General features: G+C 34.0%; 23 protein-coding genes, 1 tRNA gene and 1 rRNA gene. 9 read left to right on the plus strand and 16 right to left on the minus strand.

From position 1 onward, the window contains the following. Nucleotides 1-3: 3 nt before the first annotated feature. Nucleotides 4-2,768: ribosomal RNA gene (locus tag BWZ41_RS01355) — 23S ribosomal RNA — on the minus strand. Nucleotides 2,769-3,085: 317 nt separating this feature from the next. On the opposite strand from BWZ41_RS01355, the gene BWZ41_RS01360 reads away from it, so the two are divergent. From BWZ41_RS01360 to ruvX, 3 genes are read left to right on the plus strand one after another with little or no spacing between them, the layout of a single operon-like run. Further along, nucleotides 3,086-4,156 (plus strand): methyltransferase domain-containing protein, encoded by a 1,071-nt coding sequence (locus BWZ41_RS01360; RefSeq protein WP_143689148.1) that lies wholly within the window; start codon nt 3,086-3,088, stop codon nt 4,154-4,156. 48 nt (nt 4,157-4,204) lie between these two features. Further along, nucleotides 4,205-5,989 (plus strand): ribonucleoside-diphosphate reductase subunit alpha, encoded by a 1,785-nt coding sequence (locus BWZ41_RS01365; protein WP_143689149.1) that lies wholly within the window; start codon nt 4,205-4,207, stop codon nt 5,987-5,989. Between the two features lie 57 nt (nt 5,990-6,046). Continuing rightward, on the plus strand, nt 6,047-6,514 hold the full coding sequence (gene ruvX, locus BWZ41_RS01370) for a Holliday junction resolvase RuvX (RefSeq protein WP_143689150.1): 468 nt from the start codon (nt 6,047-6,049) through the stop codon (nt 6,512-6,514). 25 nt (nt 6,515-6,539) lie between these two features. On the opposite strand, the gene ruvC is transcribed toward ruvX, so the two are convergent. From ruvC to pheS, 13 genes are all read right to left on the minus strand, one after another. Next, the gene (gene ruvC / locus BWZ41_RS01375; protein ID WP_143689151.1) at nt 6,540-7,028 is read right to left on the minus strand and encodes a crossover junction endodeoxyribonuclease RuvC; all 489 of its coding nucleotides are present in this window, start codon (nt 7,026-7,028) and stop codon (nt 6,540-6,542) included. Further along, complete coding sequence (locus BWZ41_RS01380) at nt 7,029-7,856, minus strand: cytochrome c oxidase subunit 3 (RefSeq protein ID WP_143689152.1); 828 nt, start codon at nt 7,854-7,856, stop codon at nt 7,029-7,031. Between the two features lie 47 nt (nt 7,857-7,903). Then, on the minus strand, nt 7,904-8,563 hold the full coding sequence (locus BWZ41_RS01385; RefSeq protein ID WP_143689153.1) for a TenA family protein: 660 nt from the start codon (nt 8,561-8,563) through the stop codon (nt 7,904-7,906). Nucleotides 8,564-8,602: 39 nt separating this feature from the next. Next, on the minus strand, nt 8,603-9,268 hold the full coding sequence (locus BWZ41_RS01390) for a TenA family protein (RefSeq protein WP_143689154.1): 666 nt from the start codon (nt 9,266-9,268) through the stop codon (nt 8,603-8,605). A gap of 109 nt (nt 9,269-9,377) precedes the next feature. Beyond that, on the minus strand, nt 9,378-10,544 hold the full coding sequence (gene metK / locus BWZ41_RS01395; protein WP_143689155.1) for a methionine adenosyltransferase: 1,167 nt from the start codon (nt 10,542-10,544) through the stop codon (nt 9,378-9,380). Nucleotides 10,545-10,575: 31 nt separating this feature from the next. Further along, nucleotides 10,576-10,652 (minus strand) — tRNA-Ile (locus tag BWZ41_RS01400). A gap of 8 nt (nt 10,653-10,660) precedes the next feature. Beyond that, nucleotides 10,661-10,930 carry a 50S ribosomal protein L27 gene (gene rpmA, locus BWZ41_RS01405; RefSeq protein WP_006012184.1) on the minus strand — a complete coding sequence of 90 codons (270 nt, stop codon included), beginning with the start codon at nt 10,928-10,930 and terminating at the stop codon, nt 10,661-10,663. Nucleotides 10,931-10,940: 10 nt separating this feature from the next. Beyond that, nucleotides 10,941-11,243 carry a 50S ribosomal protein L21 gene (rplU, locus tag BWZ41_RS01410; RefSeq protein ID WP_015588327.1) on the minus strand — a complete coding sequence of 101 codons (303 nt, stop codon included), beginning with the start codon at nt 11,241-11,243 and terminating at the stop codon, nt 10,941-10,943. Nucleotides 11,244-11,453: 210 nt separating this feature from the next. After that, a complete protein-coding gene (locus BWZ41_RS01415) occupies nt 11,454-11,963 on the minus strand; it encodes an acyloxyacyl hydrolase (RefSeq protein WP_143689156.1) in 510 nt (169 codons plus the stop codon). A gap of 204 nt (nt 11,964-12,167) precedes the next feature. Further along, nucleotides 12,168-12,638 (minus strand): P44/Msp2 family outer membrane protein, encoded by a 471-nt coding sequence (locus BWZ41_RS01420; protein ID WP_017532463.1) that lies wholly within the window; start codon nt 12,636-12,638, stop codon nt 12,168-12,170. A gap of 235 nt (nt 12,639-12,873) precedes the next feature. Then, the gene (locus tag BWZ41_RS01425; protein ID WP_143689157.1) at nt 12,874-13,434 is read right to left on the minus strand and encodes a hypothetical protein; all 561 of its coding nucleotides are present in this window, start codon (nt 13,432-13,434) and stop codon (nt 12,874-12,876) included. A 78-nt stretch (nt 13,435-13,512) separates the two neighbouring features. Beyond that, nucleotides 13,513-14,739 carry an NTP transferase domain-containing protein gene (locus BWZ41_RS01430; RefSeq protein WP_143689158.1) on the minus strand — a complete coding sequence of 409 codons (1,227 nt, stop codon included), beginning with the start codon at nt 14,737-14,739 and terminating at the stop codon, nt 13,513-13,515. Continuing rightward, nucleotides 14,740-15,783, minus strand: a complete 1,044-nt coding sequence (pheS, locus tag BWZ41_RS01435) for a phenylalanine--tRNA ligase subunit alpha (RefSeq protein WP_143689159.1) — start codon at nt 15,781-15,783, stop codon at nt 14,740-14,742. Between the two features lie 132 nt (nt 15,784-15,915). Between pheS and BWZ41_RS01440 the strand changes: the two genes are divergently transcribed. Further along, nucleotides 15,916-16,269, plus strand: a complete 354-nt coding sequence (locus BWZ41_RS01440; protein WP_241653842.1) for a transcription antitermination factor NusB — start codon at nt 15,916-15,918, stop codon at nt 16,267-16,269. Here BWZ41_RS01440 and BWZ41_RS01445 read toward each other — a convergent pair. Then, entirely contained in the window at nt 16,266-16,820 is a 555-nt protein-coding gene (locus BWZ41_RS01445) for a hypothetical protein (protein ID WP_241653843.1), read from the minus strand. The two genes, BWZ41_RS01440 and BWZ41_RS01445, sit on opposite strands and share 4 nt — an antisense overlap. Nucleotides 16,821-17,830: 1,010 nt before the next feature. Between BWZ41_RS01445 and BWZ41_RS01450 the strand changes: the two genes are divergently transcribed. The 3 genes from BWZ41_RS01450 to BWZ41_RS01460 are packed head-to-tail and all read left to right on the plus strand — an operon-like array spanning nt 17,831 to nt 20,482. Continuing rightward, nucleotides 17,831-19,207, plus strand: a complete 1,377-nt coding sequence (locus tag BWZ41_RS01450) for a hypothetical protein (RefSeq protein ID WP_143689161.1) — start codon at nt 17,831-17,833, stop codon at nt 19,205-19,207. 33 nt (nt 19,208-19,240) lie between these two features. Beyond that, complete coding sequence (locus BWZ41_RS01455) at nt 19,241-19,837, plus strand: riboflavin synthase (protein ID WP_143689162.1); 597 nt, start codon at nt 19,241-19,243, stop codon at nt 19,835-19,837. 57 nt (nt 19,838-19,894) lie between these two features. After that, nucleotides 19,895-20,482: a CvpA family protein gene (locus BWZ41_RS01460; RefSeq protein WP_064085309.1), complete on the plus strand. Its 588-nt coding sequence runs from the start codon at nt 19,895-19,897 to the stop codon at nt 20,480-20,482. A gap of 131 nt (nt 20,483-20,613) precedes the next feature. On the opposite strand, the gene BWZ41_RS01465 is transcribed toward BWZ41_RS01460, so the two are convergent. After that, a complete protein-coding gene (locus BWZ41_RS01465; RefSeq protein WP_177429445.1) occupies nt 20,614-21,939 on the minus strand; it encodes a phosphomannomutase/phosphoglucomutase in 1,326 nt (441 codons plus the stop codon). 129 nt (nt 21,940-22,068) lie between these two features. Between BWZ41_RS01465 and BWZ41_RS01470 the strand changes: the two genes are divergently transcribed. Both BWZ41_RS01470 and BWZ41_RS01475 read left to right on the plus strand, forming a co-directional pair. Next, a complete protein-coding gene (locus tag BWZ41_RS01470) occupies nt 22,069-24,201 on the plus strand; it encodes a coiled-coil domain-containing protein (RefSeq protein ID WP_143689164.1) in 2,133 nt (710 codons plus the stop codon). A 190-nt stretch (nt 24,202-24,391) separates the two neighbouring features. Further along, nucleotides 24,392-25,948: an actin-bundling T4SS effector WalE1 family protein gene (locus BWZ41_RS01475; RefSeq protein WP_143689165.1), complete on the plus strand. Its 1,557-nt coding sequence runs from the start codon at nt 24,392-24,394 to the stop codon at nt 25,946-25,948. The last annotated feature ends 148 nt before the right edge of the window (nt 25,949-26,096 follow it).

Here is a 26,096-nt window from a genome sequence, read left to right on the forward strand (position 1 = left end):
AAAGCAAATAAATCAATCAGGCTATTAGTACCAGTTAGCTTCACATGTTACCATGCTTCTACACCTAGCCTATCAACGTGGTAGTCTCCCACGGCCTTAATTGGGAAATTTTTTTGAAGAGGGTTTCTTGCTTATATGCTTTCAGCAATTATCCCATCTATACATAGCTACCCAGCGATGCTATTGGCATAACAGCTGGTACACCAGAGGTATATCCATCTCGGTCCTCTCGTACTAGAGTCAGATCTTCTCAAATTTCCTTCACCCACGGCAGATAGAAACCGAACTGTCTCACGACGTTCTAAACCCAACTCACGTATCACTTTAATCGGCGAACAGCCGAACCCTTGGGACCTTCTCCAGCCCCAGGATGTGATGAGTCGACATCGAGGTGCCAAACGGTGTCGTCGATATGAACTCTCGAACACCATCAGCCTGTTATCCCCGGCGTACCTTTTATCCGTTGAGCGATAACCCTTCCATACAGAATTACCGGATCACTATGACCGACTTTCGTCTCTGCTTGGCTTGTCAGCCTCGCAGTCAGGCAAGCTTATGCCATTGTACTATCAAGCTGATTTCCGACCAGCTCTAGCTTACCTTCGCACGCCTCCGTTACTTTTTAGGAGGCGACCGCCCCAGTCAAACTACCCACCATACAATGTCCTAGTTTCAGATAATGAAACATAGTTAGATATTAAAAATGTAAAAGGTGGTATCTCAAGGTCGACTCCATTACAGCTAGCGCCATAACTTCAAAGTCTCCCACCTATCCTGCACATCACATTTTTAACAGCAATGTAAAGTTATAGTAAAGGTGCACGGGGTCTCTTCGTCTAACCGCGGGTACCCCGCATCTGCACGGGGAATTCAATTTCGCTGAAATGATGTTGGAGACAGTGGAGAAATCGTTACGCCATTCGTGCGGGTCGGAACTTACCCGACAAGGAATTTCGCTACCTTAGGACCGTCAGTGTTACGGCCGCCGTTTACTGGGGCTTCAATTCAGAGCTTGCACTCTTCCTATTAACCTTCCAGCACCGGGCAGGCGTCAGACCCTATACTTCCACTTACGTGTTTGCAGAGTCCTGTGTTTTTAGTAAACAGTCGCTACTCCCTATTTTGTGCCACCCACTCATAGTTGCCTAAAAGCAGGTTACCCTTCTTCCGAAGTTACAGGTATAATTTGCCGAGTTCCTTCAACATCATTCTTTCAACACCTTAGTATACTCTACTCATCCACCAGTGTCGGTTTACGGTACGGCCTCATAAATATAAGTGCTATTTCCTGGAGCTTCTTTTAAGCATAGATCAATCCAATAAGACCTATACAAATACAAAACCCGTCACACTTAAGAGGTTTAGGAATATTAACCTAATTGCCATCGACTACTCCTTTACGGACTTGCCTTAGGAACCGACTAACCCTACGCAGATTAACTTAACGTAGGAACCCTTAGATTTTTGGTGAGAGTGTTTTTCACACTCTTTTACGCTACTTATGTCAGCATTCTCACTTCCGATATCTCCAGCAGTTTTCACAAACCACCTTCACAGACTTACGGAACGCTCCGCTACCGCGCCTACTAATCGAAATCAATAAGCACCCACATCTTCGGTATACAGCTTTAGCCCCGGTACATTTTCGGCGCAGAAAAACTTATTTAGACAAGTGAGCTGTTACGCTTTCTTTAAAGGATGGCTGCTTCCAAGCCAACCTCCTAGCTGTAATGGTTTTTCTACTTCCTTCCCCACTTAGCTGTAATTTTGGGACCTTAGATAGTGATCTGGGCTGTTTCCCTTTCCACCACGGACTTAGCACCCGTAGTGTGTCTGCTGTACAATTAATTGTTGGTATTCGGAGTTTGGTTAGATTTGGTAAGATGATGAATCCCCCTAGTCTATCCAGTGCTCTACCCCCAACAACATACATACAACGCTCTACCTAAATAGATTTCGCGGAGAACCAGCTATTTCCAAGTTTGATTGGCCTTTCACCCCTAATCACAACTCATCCAATAATGTTGCAACATTAACTGGTTCGATCCTTCAGTATGTTTTACCATACCTTCAATCTGGTCATGACTAGATCACTTGGTTTCGGGTCTAATCCATAAAACTAAACGCCCTATTCAGACTTGCTTTCGCTACGCCTACACCTACCGGCTTAAGCTTGCTTCATAGATTAACTCGCTGACCCATTATGCAAAAGGTACGCTGTCACTCTAAATATCAATAAATTGATATAGAGCTCCAACTGTTTGTAAGCACTTGATTTCAGATTCTATTTCACTCCCCTCCCGGGGTTCTTTTCACCTTTCCCTCACGGTACTTGTTCACTATCGGTCGTTAAGGAGTATTTAGGCTTGGAGGATGGTCCCCCCATATTCAAACAGAATTTCACGTGCCCCGCTCTACTCAAGGATTTAAAAACCTTCTACTTATACAGGACTATCACCTTCTATGGTTACCACTTCCAGAGTATTCTAATTCTTATTTTTAAATCGCTAGCCTTTTCCGCTTTCGCTCGTCACTACTAACAGAATCTCGGTTGATTTCTTTTCCTTTGGCTACTTAGATATTTCAGTTCACCAAGTTTGCTTTATATACTTAATATATAATAACTAGCTAAGCTAGTTGGGTTTCCCCATTCGGAAATCTGCGGATCAAAATTTGTTGACAATTTCCCACAGCTTATCGCAGCCTGCCACGTCCTTCATCGCCTCTTAACGCCAAGGCATCCATCAAGTGCTCTTAATAATTTATTTATCTGACTATATGTAGAATATGCAGAGTTAAATATTAACTTACAATTGAATTGAGATTAAATAATCTCTACCATAAAACTTTTCAAACATCTAAAAACTAATCTTTTATATTTTACAATCTGATAAATCATATGTCAACGCCTTTTTATATAAAACATTTACCTATTATTATCAACAATCTTAAACAGTAAAATCTGAGAAATATTCTATAAATTGATATGTACAGAAAAATTAATGAAAAAGATATTTTGTAAGATAAAATGTGTTAAAATTAGTTACCTAAAAATGACAATGAACATTTGGAGTATTTCTAATGTATGAAAAGTAATCTATCTCTTATAAAAAACTTTGCTTTAAATTGCATATCTAAGCTTACTGGCTTATTAAACATTAAAAAAGTAAAAAATTTCATTATGGATAAATACAATACTCTCCATAAAGAAACTGTAGTTCTTCTTGAAAAATCTAAAAACCTGTTAAATACCAACATTGAAATCGGGTTATATCACTTCTATAAAGGTAATATATCAGATGCAAAGTTAAGATTTTGGTTAATTAGCATATTCTACCCCAATTTACCTATAATCTCGTATAATATTGGAAGATGTCATTTTGCAGTAGGAAATACTAATAAAGCTTATAATTATTTAACAAAGACGTTAAAATTAGATAGTAGTCACAAAGAAGCTTCTTACTACTTAAAAAAAATAACAAACACATCAGATATCGTAGAATTGCCTAAAAATCTCATAAAGCAATATTTTGATTACACAGGTGAATATTTTGTTGAGCATTGGCTAATTGCCAAACAATACAGAGGGCATGAACTCATACACATGATAATTACAAAAGTCTTTAACAACTCCACTTCTGAACTGAATATACTCGACCTTGGTTGCGGTACTGGAATATGTGGTCACTTCCTAAAAATAAGTAATATTAGAAGTCGCATAACAGGAGTTGACATCTCAAATAGAATGCTCAATATTGCAAGAGGATGCCTTATAAAAGGTAAACCTGTTTACGATGAGTTAATACATACAGAAATGAAAGAATTTCTTAAACAAGAGAAGAATCAGCAATATGATGTAATTATCTTTGCTGAAGTGCTACACTATCTACATGATTTTCTAGCAGAATTGGAACTAGCAAAAGGATTGACAAACAAAAAAGGGATTATTGTATGTTTAGTAAGAAGAAAGGAAAGTAAAGGTATTGACTTTGTAAACAAAGGAGATTATTTTCGTCACTCAGAAGATTATATTCAGCATGTTGCAAAAGAAACAAATATGCAAATAAGTCAAATGAGTTACTGTAAAATATATGGCAGCCAAGTTGATGGTATCTTGTTTGCATTACAGTATCCACAAAAAAATTTAACAACTTAATCGAGAAATCGCTCAAATAAATTTCTATATTATCATAAAAGGAGCCTTATGAATTACATTACTATTAATTACGCAAAAGATAGTAAATTAACCGATTTTGGAAAAGCAGTTCTATTGGATAGGTATTTAATAGAAAATGAAAGTTATCAAGATCTCTTTATACGTATTGCTAATTACTATTCTGATGATAGAAAACATGCACAACGTCTTTATGATTACATGAGCAACTTGTGGTTCATGCCTTCAACACCAATACTTAGTAACGGCGGTACCAAAAGAGGATTGCCTATTTCCTGCTTTCTTAATGAAACTGAAGATAGCTTGAAGGGAATAGTTGATCTATGGAATGAAAATGTTTGGCTCGCTGCACGTGGTGGTGGAATAGGTAGTTATTGGGGAAATTTACGTTCAATTGGTGAAAGTGTCAAAGGTAGCGGTAAAACATCAGGAATTGTGCCATTTATCGTAGTACAAAACGCTCTGACGCTTGCAATCAGCCAAGGATCCTTAAGAAGAGGAAGCTCAGCAGTTTATCTTCCTGTATGGCATCCAGAAACAGAAGAGTTTCTAGATTTACGTAAGCCAACTGGTGGTGACCCAAATCGCAAAGCATTAAATATACATCATGCTGTAATAGTAACAGATAAGTTTATGCAAGCTGTTGAAGATGATCAAGAATGGGATTTAATAAGCCCTCATAACAATAAAGTTATTTCAACAGTAAAAGCACGGGATATATGGATTAAAATATTAACAGCAAGAGTTGAAACTGGAGAACCTTACATTATTTTCCTTGATGCAACAAATAACAATAAGCCAGAATCTTACAAAAAACTCAACTTAGACATCAAAATGTCAAACCTATGCAGTGAAATAACTTTAACTACAGGTTACGATCACCTGAAAAAGTCACGCACTGCTGTATGTTGTTTATCATCCGTAAATCTTGAATACTACGAAGAATGGAAAGATAATGAGCTTTTCATAGAAGATATAATGCGTTTTCTTGATAATGTATTAGAGGATTTCATAAACCAAGCACCAAATGAAATACAGCGAGCAAAATATTCCGCAATAAGAGAGCGTAGTATCGGTCTTGGCGTGATGGGTTTTCATTCATTTTTACAAAGTAAAATGGTTCCTTTTGAATCAGTAACAGCCCAACAATGGAATAAAAAAGTATTTAAGCATTTGCGCGAGCAAGCGGATGTAGTTTCTAAAAAATTAGCAGAAGAAAAAGGGCCATGTCTTGACGCTAAAGAAATCGATCTAATGGAAAGGTTTACACATAAGCTCGCTATTGCTCCAACTGCCTCAATTTCGATTATCGCAGGCAACACTTCCCCTGGAATAGAGCCATATGCAGCAAACGTATTTATACAGAAGACACTGACAGGTTCATTTGTAGTACGAAATAAATTCTTGCAAAAACTACTAGCAGAAAAAAATCAAGACAATGATGAAATATGGTCCTCAATTTCAACAAATGAGGGTTCTGTTCAGCATTTAGATTTTCTTAGCAAGCATGAAAAACTGACATTTAAAACAGCATACGAACTTGATCAACAATGGATCATAGAACATGCAAGTGATAGAACTCCTTATATTTGTCAATCTCAATCAGTAAATCTGTTCTTACCTGCCAATGTGCATAAACGTTACTTACACAAAATACATATGCTTGCTTGGAAAAAAGGATTAAAAAGCTTGTATTACTGCAGATCACAATCAATGCAGAGAGCTGACAAGGTCTCACATGACATATTCAAAAAAAGTGAAATATTGCAACAAAAAACAGATATTAATTATGATGAATGTCTATCATGCCAGTAGACTGTACATAACTTACTGTCACAAAAATACAATTGTACAAAAGTTATGTTTTCATAGATGCTACATAGAAATCCAGATGAATTTCTAAAGTCTATTCCAAGAGATAAACGTATAATGTGCCTTGATATGGGAGAAAAACAAATAGGCATAGCATTTAGTGATAAAACACAGCTTATAGCTACAGCTCATAGTATATATTATAGAAGAAATATGAGCAAAGATTTAGGTTATCTAAATAGAGTGCTTAAAGAAAATGAAGCTGGATCAATGGTAATAGGACTACCATTCAAAATAGATGACCAAGAGACTGAATGGTGTAAAGCAATAATCCAGTTTGCAAATAAAATAATAAAAAAATGTAAAGTACACATATACCTACAAGACGAAAGTCTATCAACATCTCTTGCAACTCACGCACTAAAAATTACTGGAATATCAATCACAAAATCAAAAAAAATAGATGATAAAATTGCTGCATGTATTATTCTGCAACGAACGTTAGATAAGATAAATACCATCAAATAGTTTTTTTAACTGAATTCATGTAAACCTATTCAATAAAACAAGAACTTCTCGTATAAGCATGACAAATTGCTGTAGCAAGAGCATCAGCAGTATGATGACATTTTATATTTAAGTTTTTAACTATTTGCTTCACCATAAATATAATCTGATCCTTATCAGCATGACCATTTCCGGTAATGCTCTTTTTTATATAGTTTGCATCATATTCATTCATGGGTAAATTCGTCATTTGTAATATTAAAATTGCAATTGCTCTTGCATATCCCAAAGTTAGTGAAGATTTTGGATTTTTATTAACAAAAATTTTTTCTACAGCAGCTTCATCTGGAGAGTATAAAGAAATTACTTTCTTTAATTCTTCAAAAATTATATGTAGACGCTCACCTATACCCGACTTACTATCAGTTGATATGGTGCCACCATCCAAAAATTTAATATTATTTTTTTCTTCCAGGCTGATAATAGTCCAACCAGTCTTACTCATCCCTGGATCTAGGCCTATTATTTTAATCACTTAATAAAGGCTTAACCAATAAACAAACACAAATAAAAATATCCAGACTACATCAACAAAGTGCCAATACCAAGAGGCAAATTCAAAGCATAAATGATCTTGAGGTGTAATTTGATCTCTTCGAGCTCTAAACAAACACACTGACAAAAATATTATACCTATTATAACATGCATACAATGAAAACCAGTAATCATGTAAAAGTTGGATGTATAGATAAGTTTCTCTCCTGTTTCTTGTAGAGAAAAACTTGCTTCATAATACTCAATTGCTTGCACTATTATAAAGAAAATTCCAAGCAATATAGTTATAGATAACATTTTAATCATGTTTTTTTTATCATTTTCAAGTAAAAAATGATGTGCTGAAGTAATCGTTGTACCAGAAAGTAATAATATTAATGTATTCATAAATGGTAATGACCACGGATCAGGTGGTAAAATCCCTTCAGGGGGCCATTCAATTTTTTTTGTAGGAGAAAACGCTTCAAACAAAAAAATCGGATCAAGCCAGGCTTTAAAGAATGAACAAAAGAACGCTATAAAAAATACAACTTCCGAGAGGATAAATAAGTACATTGCAAGCTTGAGTCCATGTTTTACAATGGCAGTATGGCATTTATCATAAATTGCTTCTCTTATTACATCTCTCCACCAATAAAACAGCACCCCTGATACCGCAGAGATTCCCAAAACTAAACCAAATATTCCAGAAATTTGTTTATGGAGTATACCAACTAATCCAAGTGCAAGAACAAGAATTGCTGCTGATATAGCAATTGGCCAGGGACTTGGATCTACTAAATGAAAATCATGTTCTTTACTTTTCATATCATCTTCAAAAATACGTACCAAGCATACAAATTAGCTTAAAATTGTCAATATTTCTTAAAATCTTGATCAAATTTTGAAAAATTATATGCCCCACTCCAAAAATCCAACTCAAATTGTGCAGTTATTTTAAATAATTCTAGCATTCTGGTTCTTTCACTTTCTCCTACTTTGTTACAATATTCGTCAACAATATCTTCCAAAGCAACACATCCAGATTCCATCAAACTACTGCCAAAAAAATCAAGCCAATCCTTATACCTATTATTTTTTTTAATTTTATTTCTCATATTATCAACAACAATTTTATATATGAAATGGCAAGAGTAAAGAACTGTTACAGCTTCATAAACATCGCTATATGAAGTAGACAAAAGAAAGTTAGTAAAATTGAAACACTCAAGCGACTTTTCTCCACGATTTATGGAATACACAGCAAAGTAGTGGTTGTATAACACTTTCATAATCTCTATTACCCCTTTAGCCACCTCAATCAATGGAACAATGTTATTACAACTCTCCATTTTTGATGCAATCATTAAAACAGTACGAATATAATCAGCTAAAAAGAATGCATCTTGTTGTATATAAAATTTGAAGTTTTCTATGTTTAAAGTATTATTTGCTAATTCAACATTGAAAGGATGCTCAATAATATCCTTTAAAAGATTTGACCCATAATAGCTCTTAATTATACCACTGAACATCACATAAACTAGAATATAATTTAGTGTTAATACTACAGACTATGCTAGAGAATACATCTCATCCCAAAACAATATTTCTAGCTCTAAACCTCTCTTAAAAAACTCATGCATCCTTCTTTTTTCACAATCGCCAGCTTTCTTATAAAATTTATTCGTAACATTAGTAAACTCATCAATTGCAGCATTAATTGCTTTGCTATTGTAAATATTGACCCATCCTTCGTACTTGCTATTTTTAACCTCATCAGATGTTACCTCACTCATCATATTCTGTAGAATGATTTGGTATATGTTAAAGCAAGGGTAAGATGCTGATAAAGCTTCAGCAACAGAACTGTGATATGCAGCGCGCATGAAAAAGTCAGTAAAGGCAGAACTGGCTCTTGATTTTTTGTGATTATCAGATAAATCACAATCTCTAAAATGTTCTTTATATTGCCTCCGAACATCAAATGTTCCTCTTGCCACATTTATTAAGCTGCTCATTATTTCAATTTCATGAACTTTAGCTGTAATAATCAATAAAGCACGAGTACAGTCCACTAAATATAAAAAATCCTGCTGAAGATAAAATTTAAACTTTTCATAATCTAGCGTATTGTTCATCAATTCAACATTGAAAGGATGTTTTATTATTTTTTCAATAAGGCCAGATGACTCTCTTACAGCAATATCGTAAAATTCTTCTTTTGGTTTGTCGGACACCTTCTAAGCCTCATAAATATTAAAAGTAGTATAGTTACTAAAAAGTTACTTATAATTTATAATAAGCTATTATATCAGTATCAAGCTAGAAATAAAAGAGTTTAATAGTTTAAAGACATTCTCTCTTTTCTTCTTCTATATTAAATTCTTTACAAAAATCAGTAGATAAGTCCACACCTTCCCAAGAAAATCCACCATCACTTTCCGATTCTTTACCAAAATGCCCATAGCAGGCTGTACGTTTATATATAGGACGATTAAGTGATAAATGTCTTATTATGCCTTTAGTTGATAAATCTATGTTATCTTCAATAAACCCTTTAATCCTCTCTTCATCTATTCTATTCGTACCAAATGTATCAATGTAAAATGAAGTAGGTTTTGAGACACCAATTGCATAAGAAAGCTGCACAAGACAACGTTCAGCTAAACCTGCAAAGACAATATTTTTAGCAAGGTATCTCGCCATATAAGCTGCGGATCTATCAACTTTTGTTGCATCTTTTCCAGAAAACGCTCCTCCACCGTGTGGAATATAGCCTCCATAAGTATCAACCATAATTTTTCGTCCGGTTAATCCACAATCACCAACTGGTCCACCAATAACAAATCTACCTGTTGGATTGACTAAGAGATTTTCTTTAGGGCACATCCACCCTTCAGGTAAAGATGAAGCTATGTAAGGATAAATTATTTCCTTCACTTTCGATTGACTCAGATCCTCAAGATGCTGTATTGAAACAACAATACTTTCAGCACGCACTGGAAGGTTATTCTCATACGCCAAAGTGATTTGCGATTTTGCATCCGGACCAAGCTTTACCCCTTTGACCATACTCATGATATTTCTCAGAATCGAGTGTGCATAAAAAATGGGTGCTGGCATGAGGCTTTCCGTCTCTATTGTTGCATAGCCATACATTATGCCCTGATCCCCAGCACCTTGATCCACACCTATTGCAATGTCATTTGATTGTTCATGTAGTAATATATTTACTTTCACTGTTTCCCAGTGGAAACCATCATGCTCATAACCAATATCTTTTATTGTATTCCGTACAATACTTTCAATCTTGCTATTTTCAATGTTCGGCCCAAACACCTCCCCAGCTATAATGACATTATCTTTGGTAACTAAAGTCTCTATTGCAGTACGAGAGGAAGAGTCATTAAAAAGGTATTCGTCAAGTATTGCATCTGAAATCTGGTCTGCTACTTTGTCTGGATGACCGGCTGCTACTGATTCACTGGTTACTGAATTCTTATGTAAAACCATCGTTTAGTTACAAAACTATTGCAAATTTAAATGGTGGGTCTGGGAAGAGTTGAACCTCCGACCTCACGCTTATCAGGCGTGCGCTCTAACCACCTGAGCTACAGACCCGTATCTATTCAAGCCAAGGCTTGCATATCATCTGTAGGCACAACATCAATAAACGTCTTTTTATTTGCTGATTTTCTAAAACTCACCCAGCCTTTCGTTTTAGCAAAAATCGTATGATCTTTACCCATACCAACATTCTTTCCAGGATGAAATTTTGTACCTCTTTGACGTACAATTATGTTACCTGGAATAACCTCACCATTCTTCTTTATCCCGAGCCGACGCCCTGCCGAATCTCTACCATTACAGGAACTACCACCTGATTTTTTAGTTGCCATATCTTACCTCTTACTTTTGAAGACTAATTTCATTGATACGAAGAACAGTAATATACTGCCTATGACCATTTTTCCTACGGTAATTTTTTCTTCTCTTTTTCTTAAAGATTATAATTTTTTTATCTCTACACTGCTCCAGTACTTCAGCTTTAACAACAGCATTAGATGAACAAGATAAGCCATTACTTGAAACACAAATCACTTTATTGATTTCCACTTCCTCTTTTTCTTCAGCTTGTAATCTTTCTACTTTAATTATGCTGCCTTTTTTTACTAAATACTGCTTTCCACCAGTTTCGATTACTGCAAACATGACAAATATCAATTATTGTTATTAACACTAATCGTAAATGATGTTACACATACTGTCAATATAAATAAAAACATGAAATACTTCTACCTTTATCTGCTTTTCCTCGTGGAGAATAGTCAAGTTTTAAAACTTGACTACTCTCCAATTCTCTTAGTATCATGAAAAATTTACGACGTTAATAAGCTTTCACTAAAAACATTCAATAGGAGCTTATAAATTAACACTCATTCCAAGTTCAAACCCATGAGAAAACTCACTGAACTTGTGAAGTTTGTAGCCAGCGAAAACATTCGTTCTCTCAGAAAGTGGAAGATTAATACCAGAACCTATCTGGTAGGAAAAAAACTTTTCTACGTCTGGCTCTTTACTTTGCTGTTCTGGTTGAGATACTTTAGCTCCACCTCCTACACCAAAAGTAACATAAGGAGTAATATCCGTACTTTCAAATTTATAATGGTAATGAAGCTTTGCCATGAATCCTAGCTCTGCCAAACATCCTCCAAACAAAACAGATTTGACTACAGGACCAGCTGAAATTTTTATGCTATCTGTATAATGATAGCCAAACTCATAATTAACACCAAGATTGCCATATGACGACGAAGTATAGATTCTATCTCTAATCCAATCAACTCCAAAAGACGGTGCTGACAGAGAACAGCAGACTACTAAAGTAAGTAATTTTTCATTTTCACCCTCTAACCATGAATATACGCATATATACTCACAGAAAAGTTAAAAATCACATAACTTACATAATAAAATTGGAATCACTTTCCTAGCTACTTGCCTTTCTCTTGCAATTGCCAAACTTTTCTTTTTCACATTTTATTACCTACTGCAATCATCATTTTAGCCTATATAACTTGCTTTTATTTCAACAAAAATTCAAACCAGACTTCACTAAAAACATTCAATCGTAGCTTACAAATTAAAACTCATTCCAAATTCAACCCCATGCGAAAGTTCATGAAACTTCTGCAGCTTGTAGCCAGCAAAAACACTTGTTCTCTCAGAAAGTGGAAGATTAATACCAGAACCTATTTGATAAGAAAAAAATTCTTCTACGTCTGGCCCTTGATTTTCTGAAAGAGGAATTTTAGCAACTCCTCCTACACCAAAAGTAACATAAGGAGTAATATCTGTATTTTCAAATTTATAATGATAATGAAGCTTTGTCATAAGTCCCGCGTCTAAAATCCCTTCACTCATAACAAGTTTAACTGCAGGACCAAATGAAATTTTAATGCTATCTGTACAATGATAGCCAAGATCATAATTAATACCAAGCATGCCATACGACGAAGAGGTGTAGGTTCTATCTTTAACCCAATCAACTCCAAAAGACGGTGCTGACAAAGAACAGCAAGCCAACAAAGTAAGTAACTTTTTCATTTTTATCCTCCAAAGATTAATATATGCATATACAAGCATATAAATATTAAAAATAGTATAAATTGCAAGTAAAAAATTGGAATTATTTTATTTTTTTTGTTATTTGTCTTTCTCTTGCAATTGCAAATTGGCATATCTTTCACTATCTGCTGCAATCATCATTTAAGTCTACATCACTTACTTTCGCTTCAATATAATTTCCCACTAGCTTTTACTAAAAATATTCAATCAGAGTTTATAAATTAAAACTCACTCCTAGCTCAATTCCATGAAAAATTTTATGAAACCTTTGAAGTTTATAACCAGCAAAAACACTTGTTCTTTCAGAAAGTGGAAGATTAATACCAGAACCTATTTGATAAGAAAAAAATTTATCATTGACTATAGTTTTGAAAACCTCTGCCAATAGGGTACTTATGTTTTCACCTACATTATCAGCTCTACTTACATTAGGTTTAGCCTTCATTGTACGCACTATAACAGGACCAACACCAGCAGTAATATAACGAGTCATATTCGTACCTTCAAATTTATGATGATAATTAAGCTTTGCCATAAGCCCCACCACTGCTCCAAATTCTTCCTCAAGAGTAGGTCTGATTAGAGAATTAATAATAGGTTTGATTACATAGCCAACTGAAATTTTAGTGCTATCTGTATAGTGAAAACCAACATCATAATTAACACCAAGCCGGCTATATGATAAAGAAGTATAGATTCTATCTCTAATCCAATCAACTCCAAAATACGGTACTGACAGGAAACAACAGACCACCAAAATAAGCAACTTTTTCATTTTTAACATGTATATTGATATACATGTATACTAACGCATATATTAAAAATAACATAATTCGCGTAATAAAAATCAGAGTTATTTTATTTTCTTAGTTATTTGCCTTTCTCTTGCAATTGCAAGACTCCTCTTTGGTACATCTTCCACTATAACGCTACCTGCTGCAACTAGAGAGTCATCATAAACATTAAGCGGTGCAATTAGTGAGCTATTGGCACCAATAAAACAATTGCTTCCAATATTTGTTTTACGTTTCTTTTTACCATCATAATTACAAACAACAGTACCTGCACCTATGTTACTCCCCTGCCCTACCTGAGTATTTCCTACATAACTTAAATGCTTTATCTTAGTATTTATACCTATATCACTTGCTTTTGTTTCAACAAAATTACCTATGATTGCACGATCACCTATTGTTGTATTTTCACATTTGGCAAATGGACCAACCCTAACACCAGATCCTATTTTTACTCCAGGACCAAAAAAAACGTATGGGTAAACAATCGAATCCATACCAATTTGCGTATCAAGAGAGAAGAAAACAGTTTCTGGAGCAAAAAGCGTTACTCCAGAGTTAGTGAAAAACTTTCTTTTTTCTTCTTGAAAGTAAAACTCGGCCGTTGCAAGGTCATTCCTATTATTTATGCCAGTTGCCTCCTCCTCATCAGCAATAACATAGCCAACATTTAAATTACTCTTTACTGCAATGGCAACTATATCAGTCAGGTAATATTCGCGAGCTTGATTATTACACTCTATTTTCTCCACCAATTCACGTAGATTCTTTTCACGTGCAACCATTATTCCGGCATTAGCAAAATCATTATTTCTACCATTTTGTACTTCTACTATTTCTCTTAGGGAACCGTTCTCAATAATTAGTCTACCGTATCCTTTATTATTAGTTTTAAACCCAAGACAAACTAAAGCATTGCTCTCTCCTAAGCAGCTTATCATTTTAGTTATTGTGCTGCTTTTTATTAGTGGAGTATCCCCATACTGCACAACAACTATATCTGACAATTCTTTCAGGTTTCTCATTGCAATTTTGACTGCATCCCCTGTACCGAGCGTTGACTCTTGTGTAATTAATTTTATATCCTCAAAGCACTTTAGTCTTTCAATTAAAGGCTGATCAACTACAACAGCAATATTTTCAGGATTTAGCTGCTTTGCATTGTAAATGACGTGCTCAAGCATGGAGAAATTACCTATTTTGTGCAGAACCTTAGGCAAGCTTGAATTCATTCGTTTACCATGCCCAGCAGCAAGTACAACAAATGTATAAGATTTATTTGTCACTTATCTTAAAGACGAAAAATGAAAACCATAATGGTTGAGCCAACTAACTCTATTGTCGTAAAAGCTCCTTAGATCACTAATTTGATATTTCAGCATTGCTAGTCTTTCTATACCAATCCCAAATGCAAAGCCACTGTATTTAGTATGATCTATTCCAACATTTTTAAAGACATTTGGATGCACCATACCACATCCAAGTACTTCAATCCATTTACTACCTTTATAACTTATGTCCACTTCTGCAGAAGGCTCAGTAAAAGGAAAAAAACTATTACGAAAGCGTATTTTTAGACCTTTATCTCCGAAAAATTTACTAAGGAAGCGATGAATAGTAAATTTTAATTGGCCCATATTGACATTTTCATTAACATAAAGCCCTTCTATCTGATGAAACATAGGAGTGTGAGTTGCATCAAAGTCATTTCTGTATACCTTGCCTGCAGCCACTATTTTAATTGGAAAAGCTTTTATCTTTTCCATAGTTCTAATCTGCACAGATGAGGTATGAGTGCGCAGCACCATTCTTTTATCGTTTATTTTATTCTTTAAGTAGAAGGTATCTTGCTCCTCTCGCGCAGGATGATGACTTGGAGTATTTAGCGCATCAAACACGTGAAATTCATCTTCAATATCAGGACCATCAACTGCTTTGAAACCCATATGTGCAAAAATGAGCTTTACTTCACTTATAACTTTACTGAGTGGATGAATCTTGCCAATTCTTTCTGGCCTAACAGGCAGCGTGATATCAACTGCTTCATTTTGCAGCTTAAAGTTTACTTCTTGAGCTTTTAGTTCATTTTCTTTGCTTGTTATAAGTTGGTCTATCTTATTGCGTAAAACGTTAATAACTGCACCTAAGTTGCGTTTTTCTCCTGCATCATCTATATTCTTTAAGTCATCGAAATAAGCTTTTACTACACCCTTTCTCCCCAAGTATGACAACCTAACTTTTTCTAAATCCTGCAAAGAAACAGCATTTTCAATTTCAGAAACTGCCTTATCTTCAAGTAAAGGTATTTCACTTATTAGCTCTTTATTCACCTTAAAAATGCTAGCTTAAACTTTCATTATAGTGCAATCTTTAATATCATCAATAAAACTATTTGGATAAAAAGGAGTATAGCAACCATACAGGTTGTTTATTTGAATATCTTCATAGGTTACACTTTTAAATTGGAAAATTGTGAGCTTAAAGATTACATAAGTACGTTGAAAGATATATTTGAATGTGAAGAATTTGAACATCAGTTCTTAGAAAACTTGTTATGTAAGGTTATAAAAAGCAGTGAAGAATATGATAAAATAATAGAGTCTTATTTACACCCAAGCTGGTCACTTTCACGGTTAAATCTTATAAGCTTATCTATTTTGCGTATTGCAGTATGTGAGTTAATTGATTTTGATACACCAGCACCAATTGTTATTAATGAATATACTAACATTGCAGCAGTTTCTACAATAAGTTTAAGTAACCTAACACTAAAAAATGAAGGGCAGACTTATTTAGTCTACCCCTTTTATACTTAGTTAAATAATGATCTTTCGTTCTTTTGTTGTTCAGCTTCTGGTGATTTAACACTTGAGTTTGGCTGAAATTGAATGGTTAGTTCTTTAGCATCATTTTCTCCAGAGCCTAAACTTAACGTTTTGAGCTGTTGGTCACTTCCATCTATTAATTTAAACTCACCTTCATCATTTTTTACTGCTAGTGAATTTATTTTTAAGCAGCTATTATTGTCAGATATACCTGACTCATTTTTCGCAGTTATGTAGTAACTCTTATCTTTGAAGGCAAAATCTATACGATACTCATCGGGGATAACACTGCCATCTTGATTCTTATTTTGTTTGTGTTTTGTGATATACTCAAAATCTTCATCTTTTGCTTTCAAAAATAGATCTCCTTTACAACTTTCAATAACAATGCTCGGAATTTTAGGCTCAGATATTTCATTGTTTTTGATGATGAAATATATTGCTAAACTAGCCAGTGCAACAGCAGCAAATGCTAAAACACTTATTCCAAGTGGTGTAGCTGCAAAAACTGCAATTGGTGCTAAAAGCGAAGTTGAAGACACCCAATACGGTGTTGAAAGTGCTACTGCTGTGCCTATAACATACAGAGAGCAAGTAATATAACTGCCGTGTCTGTTGTTTTACGATATTTTTTAAAAGTTAACATAATTACTCCTGAAAATAAATTAATAATATATTAATACTATATATCAAAAAATCAATGCTGTCAACTTACATATAAAAAACTACCTACCGCTTGATCCAAAGCCCCCTTCACCGCGGTCGATTTCTTCATAAATACGTTTTGTAAAGGAGTAATCGAAAGCTTAAATGCAGTTGTTATGCAATACCTCTTGGTACAACAGCAGATAGACCTACTGCGAAACATGATGGAAGTAGATAAAAGTTGGCGCATAAAAAGGTTTGATATTATACTACGTGCTACTAAATTGCTTTAGTTATAGCATCAAGAAATTTACTAAATAGAAAAAAGGTAAAAGCTTTTGATCTGTCATTTAGGTACTCCTTTCCCTGTCATCCAAGTAGCCCTCTTTCTTGCCATTCAAGTAGCCCCTGTGGTGTCATCCCAGTTGCATAACACTGGGATCCAGAACAGGTAATAAGAAGCACTGAAATGACATCTCTATAGGACTCCTAACTAATCCAAAATATTAAGAAATTTACCAAGTAAAAAAAAGGCAAAAGAATCCCCCAGTAGTGAGTTTTAACCCTATAATAATGTAAATCGGCATTGTAATAATGTGCTAACGCTTATTTAGAGCGCATTTTGGCTGAATGTAGAAAAAATAAAAAAGACATGCATCCGCTATAATTTTATGTAATCTGCCAATATATACCTGAGTTTTTTACTGAATTTTGTTGTTAAATCTGCAGAGATTAAAAACAAGGATAAACACTCTTATTGTCATGATAAGAAGATTGATGAGATTTGTAAAGTAACTTTTTCTGCTCTTATTGAATCCAACACGCTACTATTATGTAAGAGTGCTATAATTATTAATTTATTGACTAATTATGTTTTTTATTTCACTCTACATTAAAAAATTTACTCATGCATAGTAGTAACATAGAAACTAAGAAAAAATACGAAATTGAGGGTTTACTTAAGTTTTTTAAGGATAGATCTAAAAAAATAAGTAAGGCATTTTCTAATGAAGTACTGGAGATTAACACCATTCGCTCAACAAGTGTTGTAAGTGATACACAAGAGTTTTCATTTAAGCTCAAGCTGCTAACAGAGGTAAACCCTAATACAATATTACCTCAAATAAAACATTTAATTGACTTTTTTAAAATCTGCCTTTCTCAGGAGAAAAACTTCACAGCCAATATAAAAGTACCAAAAGAAAGTGAAGAATTACACAACAACTACCATAAAGCTAATAAAACTGTAGAAGAATTGATAAGTAATGCTCCAATTCAAATCCTCCTGCAGGGCATAACGATAACGCTACAAACAAACGTTAAAAACATCAACCTCGATGGCTTACAACAAATCGAGATATTCTTGAATGAGCAGCTAAAACATGCAGAAAAAGCTAAAAATGAGGATACTACAAGAAATTTAGTGTCTCAAGAAATAGAGCGGGATATAGGTCAAACTAGGTCACACACAGATTATTTTAAGGCTAATAGAAAAAAGAAATCCAAAAAGCAGCCTAAAGAATTATTGCAAGAAGAAAAACAATCAATCATAAAACAAGCTCAACTTGATGCTAGAGTAGCTATGATAGATAATGTAGCTGAGCACAAGAGAAAAAAACTCGATGAAATATTCGTAGAAGTAGTAAGTGAATATAAAAATCAAGATTCAGAAATATTTCACAATATTTTCAACTCAATATTTAATATTGTTTACTTTCAAGATAAACAATTACATGAAGTATTAGAGCCGAATGAGATATCAGAAGTGCTAGAGGTACTCAAAAGGCCACAACCTCCTAATAATTCACTTTTAGGTAAAGAATATTTACAAAAGCAAGTATATAGAAAAAAAGGGCAGTTGATTAAATTAGTTTCAGGCCAACCTTCTCCACAGCCTAAAAATGTTTCTCATGAAATTTTACCAAGCAAAGCTGTAGACCATGTACCAAAAACAAATGAAGCTAAAACTCGATTGCCTACTAATATTAGGCTCAAATCACCATTAAAAACTGTATTTTCTTCAAAAGAGACTTATTTTTGTCTATTTTTAGTAGCAGCTTCTATATCAGTGCTATGCCTATGGCATTTGCCGCTGGAAAAAGTGTCAATTTTAAAGGAATTGGTGCCAACAGAAAAAAGGGAAAGTATCGGTCTAACATTAAACATAGGGTTACCAATATTAATTACACTGTGCGTTTTGAACCTGGCTTACTTTCTATATTCTGAATATTCTGTAGAATCTATTGAGCAGATAAGTAAAAAAGTTTGCGCACCTAACAAATAAGATCTTTTGTGATATAATTATTTATTTTATTGCATGTTTAAAGGAATTACCAAAGATATTGGCACTATAACTGATATCACTATCCACCCTAACTCTGATCAAATCTTCCATATTGAGACACAAAATTTATCCTCTATAAACAAAGGAGATTCAATATCCTGCTCCGGAGTGTGTTTAACTGTTGTCAACATAATGAGCAATGTATTCACAGTTCAAGTATCTCAAGAAACCATGAAGGTTTCTAACTTAAATACGTGGAAAACAGGGAAAAAAATAAACCTAGAACAAGCAATGAAACTGAGTGACAGAATTGACGGCCACCTAGTTCAGGGTCATGTTGATGGGATAGCAAGAATTTTAATAATTGAACAAGATTTAGATTCTCATGAAATCAAGCTATCGTGCCCACAAGAATTAATTAAATTTGTTGCGAAAAAAGGTTCTATAACGCTAGATGGAGTTTCCCTTACAGTAAATTCAGTTGTCGATCAAGAATTCACTGTGAATATCATTCCTTATACATGGAAAAACACAACTTTTCAGCATAATAAAACAGGTAATTACCTAAATTTAGAAGTTGATATGATTGCTCGGTACTTAGACCAGCTGATAAAATATCAACACAATTAATTTTACAACCTTGTTATTTACAACTATTATATCTTGAAAATCATATAGATACAAAATATGTTTTTCGATAGTCTAATTATTTTTATTATTGTCTTGTGTGTAATAATATCAATAACTAGAGGTTTTATAAAAGAGCTATGTGCATTAATGTTCTTGCTCTTATCAGTCTTTTTGACAGCTAGTTACTATGATTTTTTTATTATAAATTATAGTAAGTATTTTGACTCTAAAGTTACACAAAACATACTTTCTACAATCTCTGTATTTATCATACTTAATCTTACATTCATGACAATGAATAACTGGCTAATGTACATATTATCACCTATAAGGTTGGGATTAATGGATAGAGTTACTGGAATCTTTGTCGGAGCACTCAGAGGAATATTGCTTTCTTATGTACTATTTTTTGCTGTGCACTTATATTGCCACACAGTATATGATAAAAAAGAGGGAGAGTCTAAAATAGACGCAGAAGACATATTGCCCAATTGGATAATAAATTCACACTCTTATCAGGCTTTATTTGTGACAACAGAAGAAGTAATTAACATGTATGTGCCAGAGTCATTGATACTAAAAATAAAAGAGATCGGTGAGGAAATGGTTGATCAAGAAAAATCTCAAAACAATAAAGAAAAGTGAGTGTTCATTTTCTATAGCTAAATTAGCTTAGACAGCTATTATCCACAGCAATTCGCCATAGGTTACCAATTCCTATGACTAATCAAACAAAACTGCAAACATTGACGAATAAGTAAACCATCAAAAAAAATTTAAATGTATAATTTTAGTTCATCAATGTAATAAAACAAAACTTTTTTAGTGAGTTCAAAATCTTCTAAGGTATTTCCTTCACATCTTGCTGTAATGCAGTTTTGCGTATTTGATACTCTAAGAAGCCACCAACCTTTATTATCGGTTACCTTAATACCATCAAGCTCTGAAAATACAATATTTTTCTGCTTTAGCGTCTCCTTTACTGACTCAATTATTTGAAATTTTTTCTCATCCTTCACTACAATTTTCACTTCATGAGTGATATATAACTTTGGTAAATCTTCAATCATCTCAGATAGGCTTTGGTTTTTCTTAAGTAAAATGTTAATGACTTTAACAGCAGAATATAGTCCATCATCGAAGCCCAGCTCAGAGAAGAAAAAATGTCCACTCAGTTCACCGGCAAACTTTGCCTCCTCTTTTACCATCTTTTTCTTAACTAGTGAGTGTCCAGTGGCACAGGTAATTACTTGCCCCCCTAATTTGCTAACGAAATCATGCACTTTCATACTCATTTTTACGTTGGCAATAACTTTGCTTTTTGGGTGTTCCGCCAATACTTCACGTGCAAAAATCATAAACAAGTGATCATTGGAAACAACATTACCTTTATTATCAATCAAGCGTACCCTATCACCATCACCATCAAGTGCAATACCAAGATCACATTTATCTTTCTTGACAATATCTATTAACTGAGCAAGATTTTTCTCTTCTATGGGATCTGGGTCGTGCAGTGGAAACGTTCCATCGATAGAATTATTGGTTATGATGTGTATATGACTTGGTAAAACTTTTTCAATATACCTTACAATTGTTGGACTATTGCCAAAATCCCAGGCTATTTTTAGTTTTTGTGTAGTGTTATTCTTGAGTACATTTTTTAATATGTTAACGTACTCGCTATATATATTCGTGTTAATTAAGCTTCCAATTTTCGTGCTGTTTTTAATTGTACTGCCTATAATTTCCTTCATTTCTTGATCTGAGTAAACTTTTTTACTACTGAAAAATTTAAAGCCGTTATATTTTCTGGGATTATGAGAAGCAGTGATCATAATCCCAAGATCTGCATTCATTGTTGCAGCGTAGAGCATAGGTGAAGAACAGAGCCCAACGCGTATAACATTTGCACCGGATAAAATTAAGCCTCTGATTAATTCTTTTTCTATACTTGGTGAATCTATCCTGCTGTCATAGCCTACACAAACGTTAGCTGCAGTTTGACCAAATTTTCTGCCTATTTCATACCCATCACTGATCTGCAGGTCTCTGCCTACCACACCTCTAATATCGTATTTTCTTATAATAGTATTGTCCATACTGCACTTCTTGGAGTGGTTAATATATAACATTCCCGCCAAATACTCAAGTTTATTTAACTATAAGATTAGTTGATTTTTTAAGAAAATATGCTAATATTATAATATAGTTCTCTAAAAATAAAAATTATGACAAAAGAAAATTTACTTGTAACTGAAAATCAAGGTCTAGATTTAGATGAGCAGAAGAAAAATGATATTTTAAGTTTCATTAAATCTTGCAAAAATTTTCAGGATTTTATCAGAAAACTAGAAGAAGAAAATTTAATCTGGTACTTTATCAGCCCTTTACGCAAAGATGAAAACGTTAAAGAACAGATAAATTTAAAGTGGGAAAATGAGTTTCAAAAGTTTGAGCAATCAATAACTGCAGCACATAAAAAATTCGCAGAATCTCTACCAAGTGAAAATTTCTTAGTATATACAACAAAAGATAATGACTTTCAAATTAGGTTTAAAAATAAAGAAAAACCAATAGAGATTAGCACCCTTTTAAGAGCCAGTGACGAAGGCAAGGTTTATAACCTATCTTTAGGGAAAGATAGTCAAATAACTGCAACCAAAAAAGGCAGCGAAAGGCACTATGATTTTACTGGTTCAAGCTCATGTGAGATGACCATTAACTGGCAAGCTAAGGATTCTAAAGGCAATAGCATAGATTGTAGCATGACTGTAGAAGTAAATTCTAAGGGCATAAAAAGAGTGATTGATGAACCAAAATTTGGAGAAATAACTGACCCAGAAGAGGTATTAAAATTAGTTGAGCAGAATAAAGAAGTTTTTATCAATGGCAAAACTCTATATCAAACTTTCACTGACATGGTCAAAAGTGTGAACGAGCAGCAAACACCAGCAGAGGAAACATTTACAAAAGATTCACCACAGTCAGCTACACCAAGTAGCAGTGGATATTCTTCTCTTAATACACCTTCTTCACGCAGAAGTTCTTTGTCTATTAGTAGTGAATTTAATGGTGAAGATGAAATATTTGAGAGTGATACGTTTAGTGATGAAGAAGAGAACAAACAAGAAGGAAATGAGTTAGAGGAAGAAAACACATATCTCAAGAAGGAAAACGCGGAGTTAAAAAGCCGTAATACGAAGATAACAGAAGAAGGTGAAGCAGAAGCAAGTCAATTAATCGAGGAAAAGCAAGATTTGGCAAAAGAAGTCACAAGACTTAAAGATGAATTGAAAAGAAAGGAAAAAGAGTTAGCTGAAAAGGATAAAGACATAGATCGATTAGCACAAAAAGTAACCGTACTAGAACAAAGTCAAAAAGATAAAAATGCTAGAATAAAAGATTTAATTAATCAATTGAAAGATAAAGAAAGTGAGATTCAATCAACAAATAGAATAAATGAGGAACTACAGAAAAAATTGAATCAAGGTGAGACTGAACTAAGTAAGTTGAAAGAAGAAAACACAGAGCTGATAAATATTACAAAAAGAATACCGAAAACAGATAATAATGAAAAGCTGTTGGTAGAAGAATTGAAGGAAAAAATCGATAATTTGGTTAAAGAATTAAATGAAGTAAAAATAAAAAACAAAGATTTAGAGGGGGAAAAAGAATATTTAGAGAGGAAAAACGAAGATTTAGAAAGGAAAATTCAACAACTTGAATCTGGAAAATCACTTGCAGATGAGATGAGTGAGATAAATACGAATGAAGAAATAGATAAGCTTAAACAACAGTTTAAGGCAAAGGAGGGTATGTTACAAGAAGAGCTGAAGTCTGTTAAAGAAGCTCTAGAGAAATTGCAGGACAGATTACAGCAGGAAAAAGGTCAGGCAACTCAAACTGAAGTTGAATATGAAAGTAGAGGAATCCAGGCAAGTGATCACGAAACTACAGTTCCTAAAACACAAGACCAAGGTACACAGGCTGCAGATAAAACCTCAAGTAAAAGGATTAGTGAGTTAAGACAGGAAAATAAAAAATTGGCTAGGGACAAACTAACTATATCTGAACAACTAAAACAAAAAATAAAAGAGATTGGTGAGTTAAAGAAAAATTCAAAACAATTACAAGAAGAAAACACACAACTAAAACAAAAAGCTACTAAAGGTACAGGTGTTGATGCATCATCTTCAACAGATCAAAAAGAGATCAAAGAAATGGAAGTTCAAACTGACGTGCAAATGAATGATTTTCACGATTTATATGATAAAGAAGGCAAATATGTCAGAACAGAACTATCAGATCCAAAATCAACCCCTGCTAAGGTTCCAGAAAAATCTACTCCTTCAAAAGGATGAGTTTTTGCTTCAACTATAGCTAATCCAAACGAGATATTATATTGCAACAATCACTAATTTTCTGTGCTTTCAAAAAAACACATCAAGTAAAATCATTTGAGAGTAAGTGGACGTTGTTAGATGAATTAACCCTAACTTAAGAATCAGATATATACAATATTAGTATATTTAATTAATAGTGAGGTTAAAAATGTTACCTAGTGAAATACAACCTAACTCACGTCCTGTTGAAGCTCAACAAGATAATTTTGGTGTTAGTACAATTATGCAAAATTTATTAAGTGCAGATATTGTTCATGATTCTAAAAAACTAAAGGAAAGAATTACTGACTTGTTAAAAGGAAATACAGAATTCTCTAAAATGAAGCAAGGAGATCAGGCCCTTGTAATAGGTACAGCAAGTGGATTATTTACAGCAGTGCTACCACTTTTGGCAGTTGGTGCAACACTTGCTATACCAGGTGCTATAGTTGGTCTTACCTTATATTTCGCTGCAAAAGTTGCTGTAAAAGCAGTTCAATCTGGATATAAAGGACTCAAATGGTCAGCAGAAAAAACAGTTGAAGGAGCGAAGCATATTGGCGGGAAAATTAAAGATGGCTATGAGTATTCAGCAGATTCACTGAAGAGAGGTGCTCATCTTATCAATGAAAAAACGAAAGAAAAAGCAAGTGATATACTCACTGCAACAGCAAATAAGTTATATCGTGCAGCTGGCAATGAAAATTATTCAGACAGAATAGATGATGAGCTTACTCCTGATTCATCACACAAGAAAAGAGTTCAAGGAGTTAAAAAGAATCTGAAAGAAATTTTTGCTGATAAAGGAAATAATTCTGCATTAATAGAGAGCATACGTTCTGGAATATCAGAGAAAATAGAAGGAAAAATAAAAGCGAAAGAAGAGGTGGAATTCACTTCCTCTGCAGATGATTTTACGGAAAATCTTAGTTTAATTACAAGATGGAAAGAACAGAAAAAGTTTATTGATAACTTGGACGCAGATGGTTTACGTAAATTAGTCACAGAAAGGCTAGTAGATAAAGATAAATACTTTAGAGACAGTATTTTCTCTGAACATCATGGTGAGATTAAGGAAGTTATTGCAAAATGCAAAGAAGACCACATCCTAAAAGGATCGCTTAAAATGCGTAATAACATGTTTAAAGAAGGGGATAATAACAAACCTAGATCTTTTTCACTAAAGAGAAGTAACTCTGAACAATCCAATAGCTTATCAGGAAGCAGTTCAATGAATTCTTTAAGCAGTTACAGCACTACTAGCAGCGAAGCAGAATTATTAAATCCTAGTGAGCATAAGAAAGTAAAAGCATCTACTTCATTCTTTGGTAGGCTGTTCTCGTCAAAAGGTAGCAAAAAGCCAGAGGAAGTTACTCTTACACAATATGAAAGGATGCACGCAGATGAGATACCATCTGCAGAGATAGGAAATAGCCGCTTTTATGTTGCTCCGAAGAAACCGCCAAGAAGCAATTCAATGGGTTCTTTAAGCACTGAAAGTACTGATACAACTTCTAGCTTTGCCAGTTACCGTCGTAATTCTGATAGTGGGTTCAATTCACCAAGTTCTTCTCCGCAACATGGTATGTTCACTGAAAAAAATGGCAAGTTAAAAACCCAAGCTGACTTAAGAAAGACAGGTTCTTTGGACAAATTGGTGGGACCTTCTTCAACAGTAACTGCTGAAGTTGATGTAGAGCATAAAGCTCCAAAAGTGAAGATATAGAGAGTAAACAAAACTATCTATCTTCTTAAAAAAGATGTTACTCAGTGAGTAACATCTTTTTTTTATTTGATCAAAAATATTCGCTTGTTTATGATCAATTTTTCATTACTAGGTCAACTATTGAGTTTCTCTTGCCTTTTTTCTAGGT

It is taken from the genome of Wolbachia endosymbiont of Nilaparvata lugens (assembly GCF_007115045.1).
In the GTDB taxonomy this organism is placed as follows: domain Bacteria; phylum Pseudomonadota; class Alphaproteobacteria; order Rickettsiales; family Anaplasmataceae; genus Wolbachia.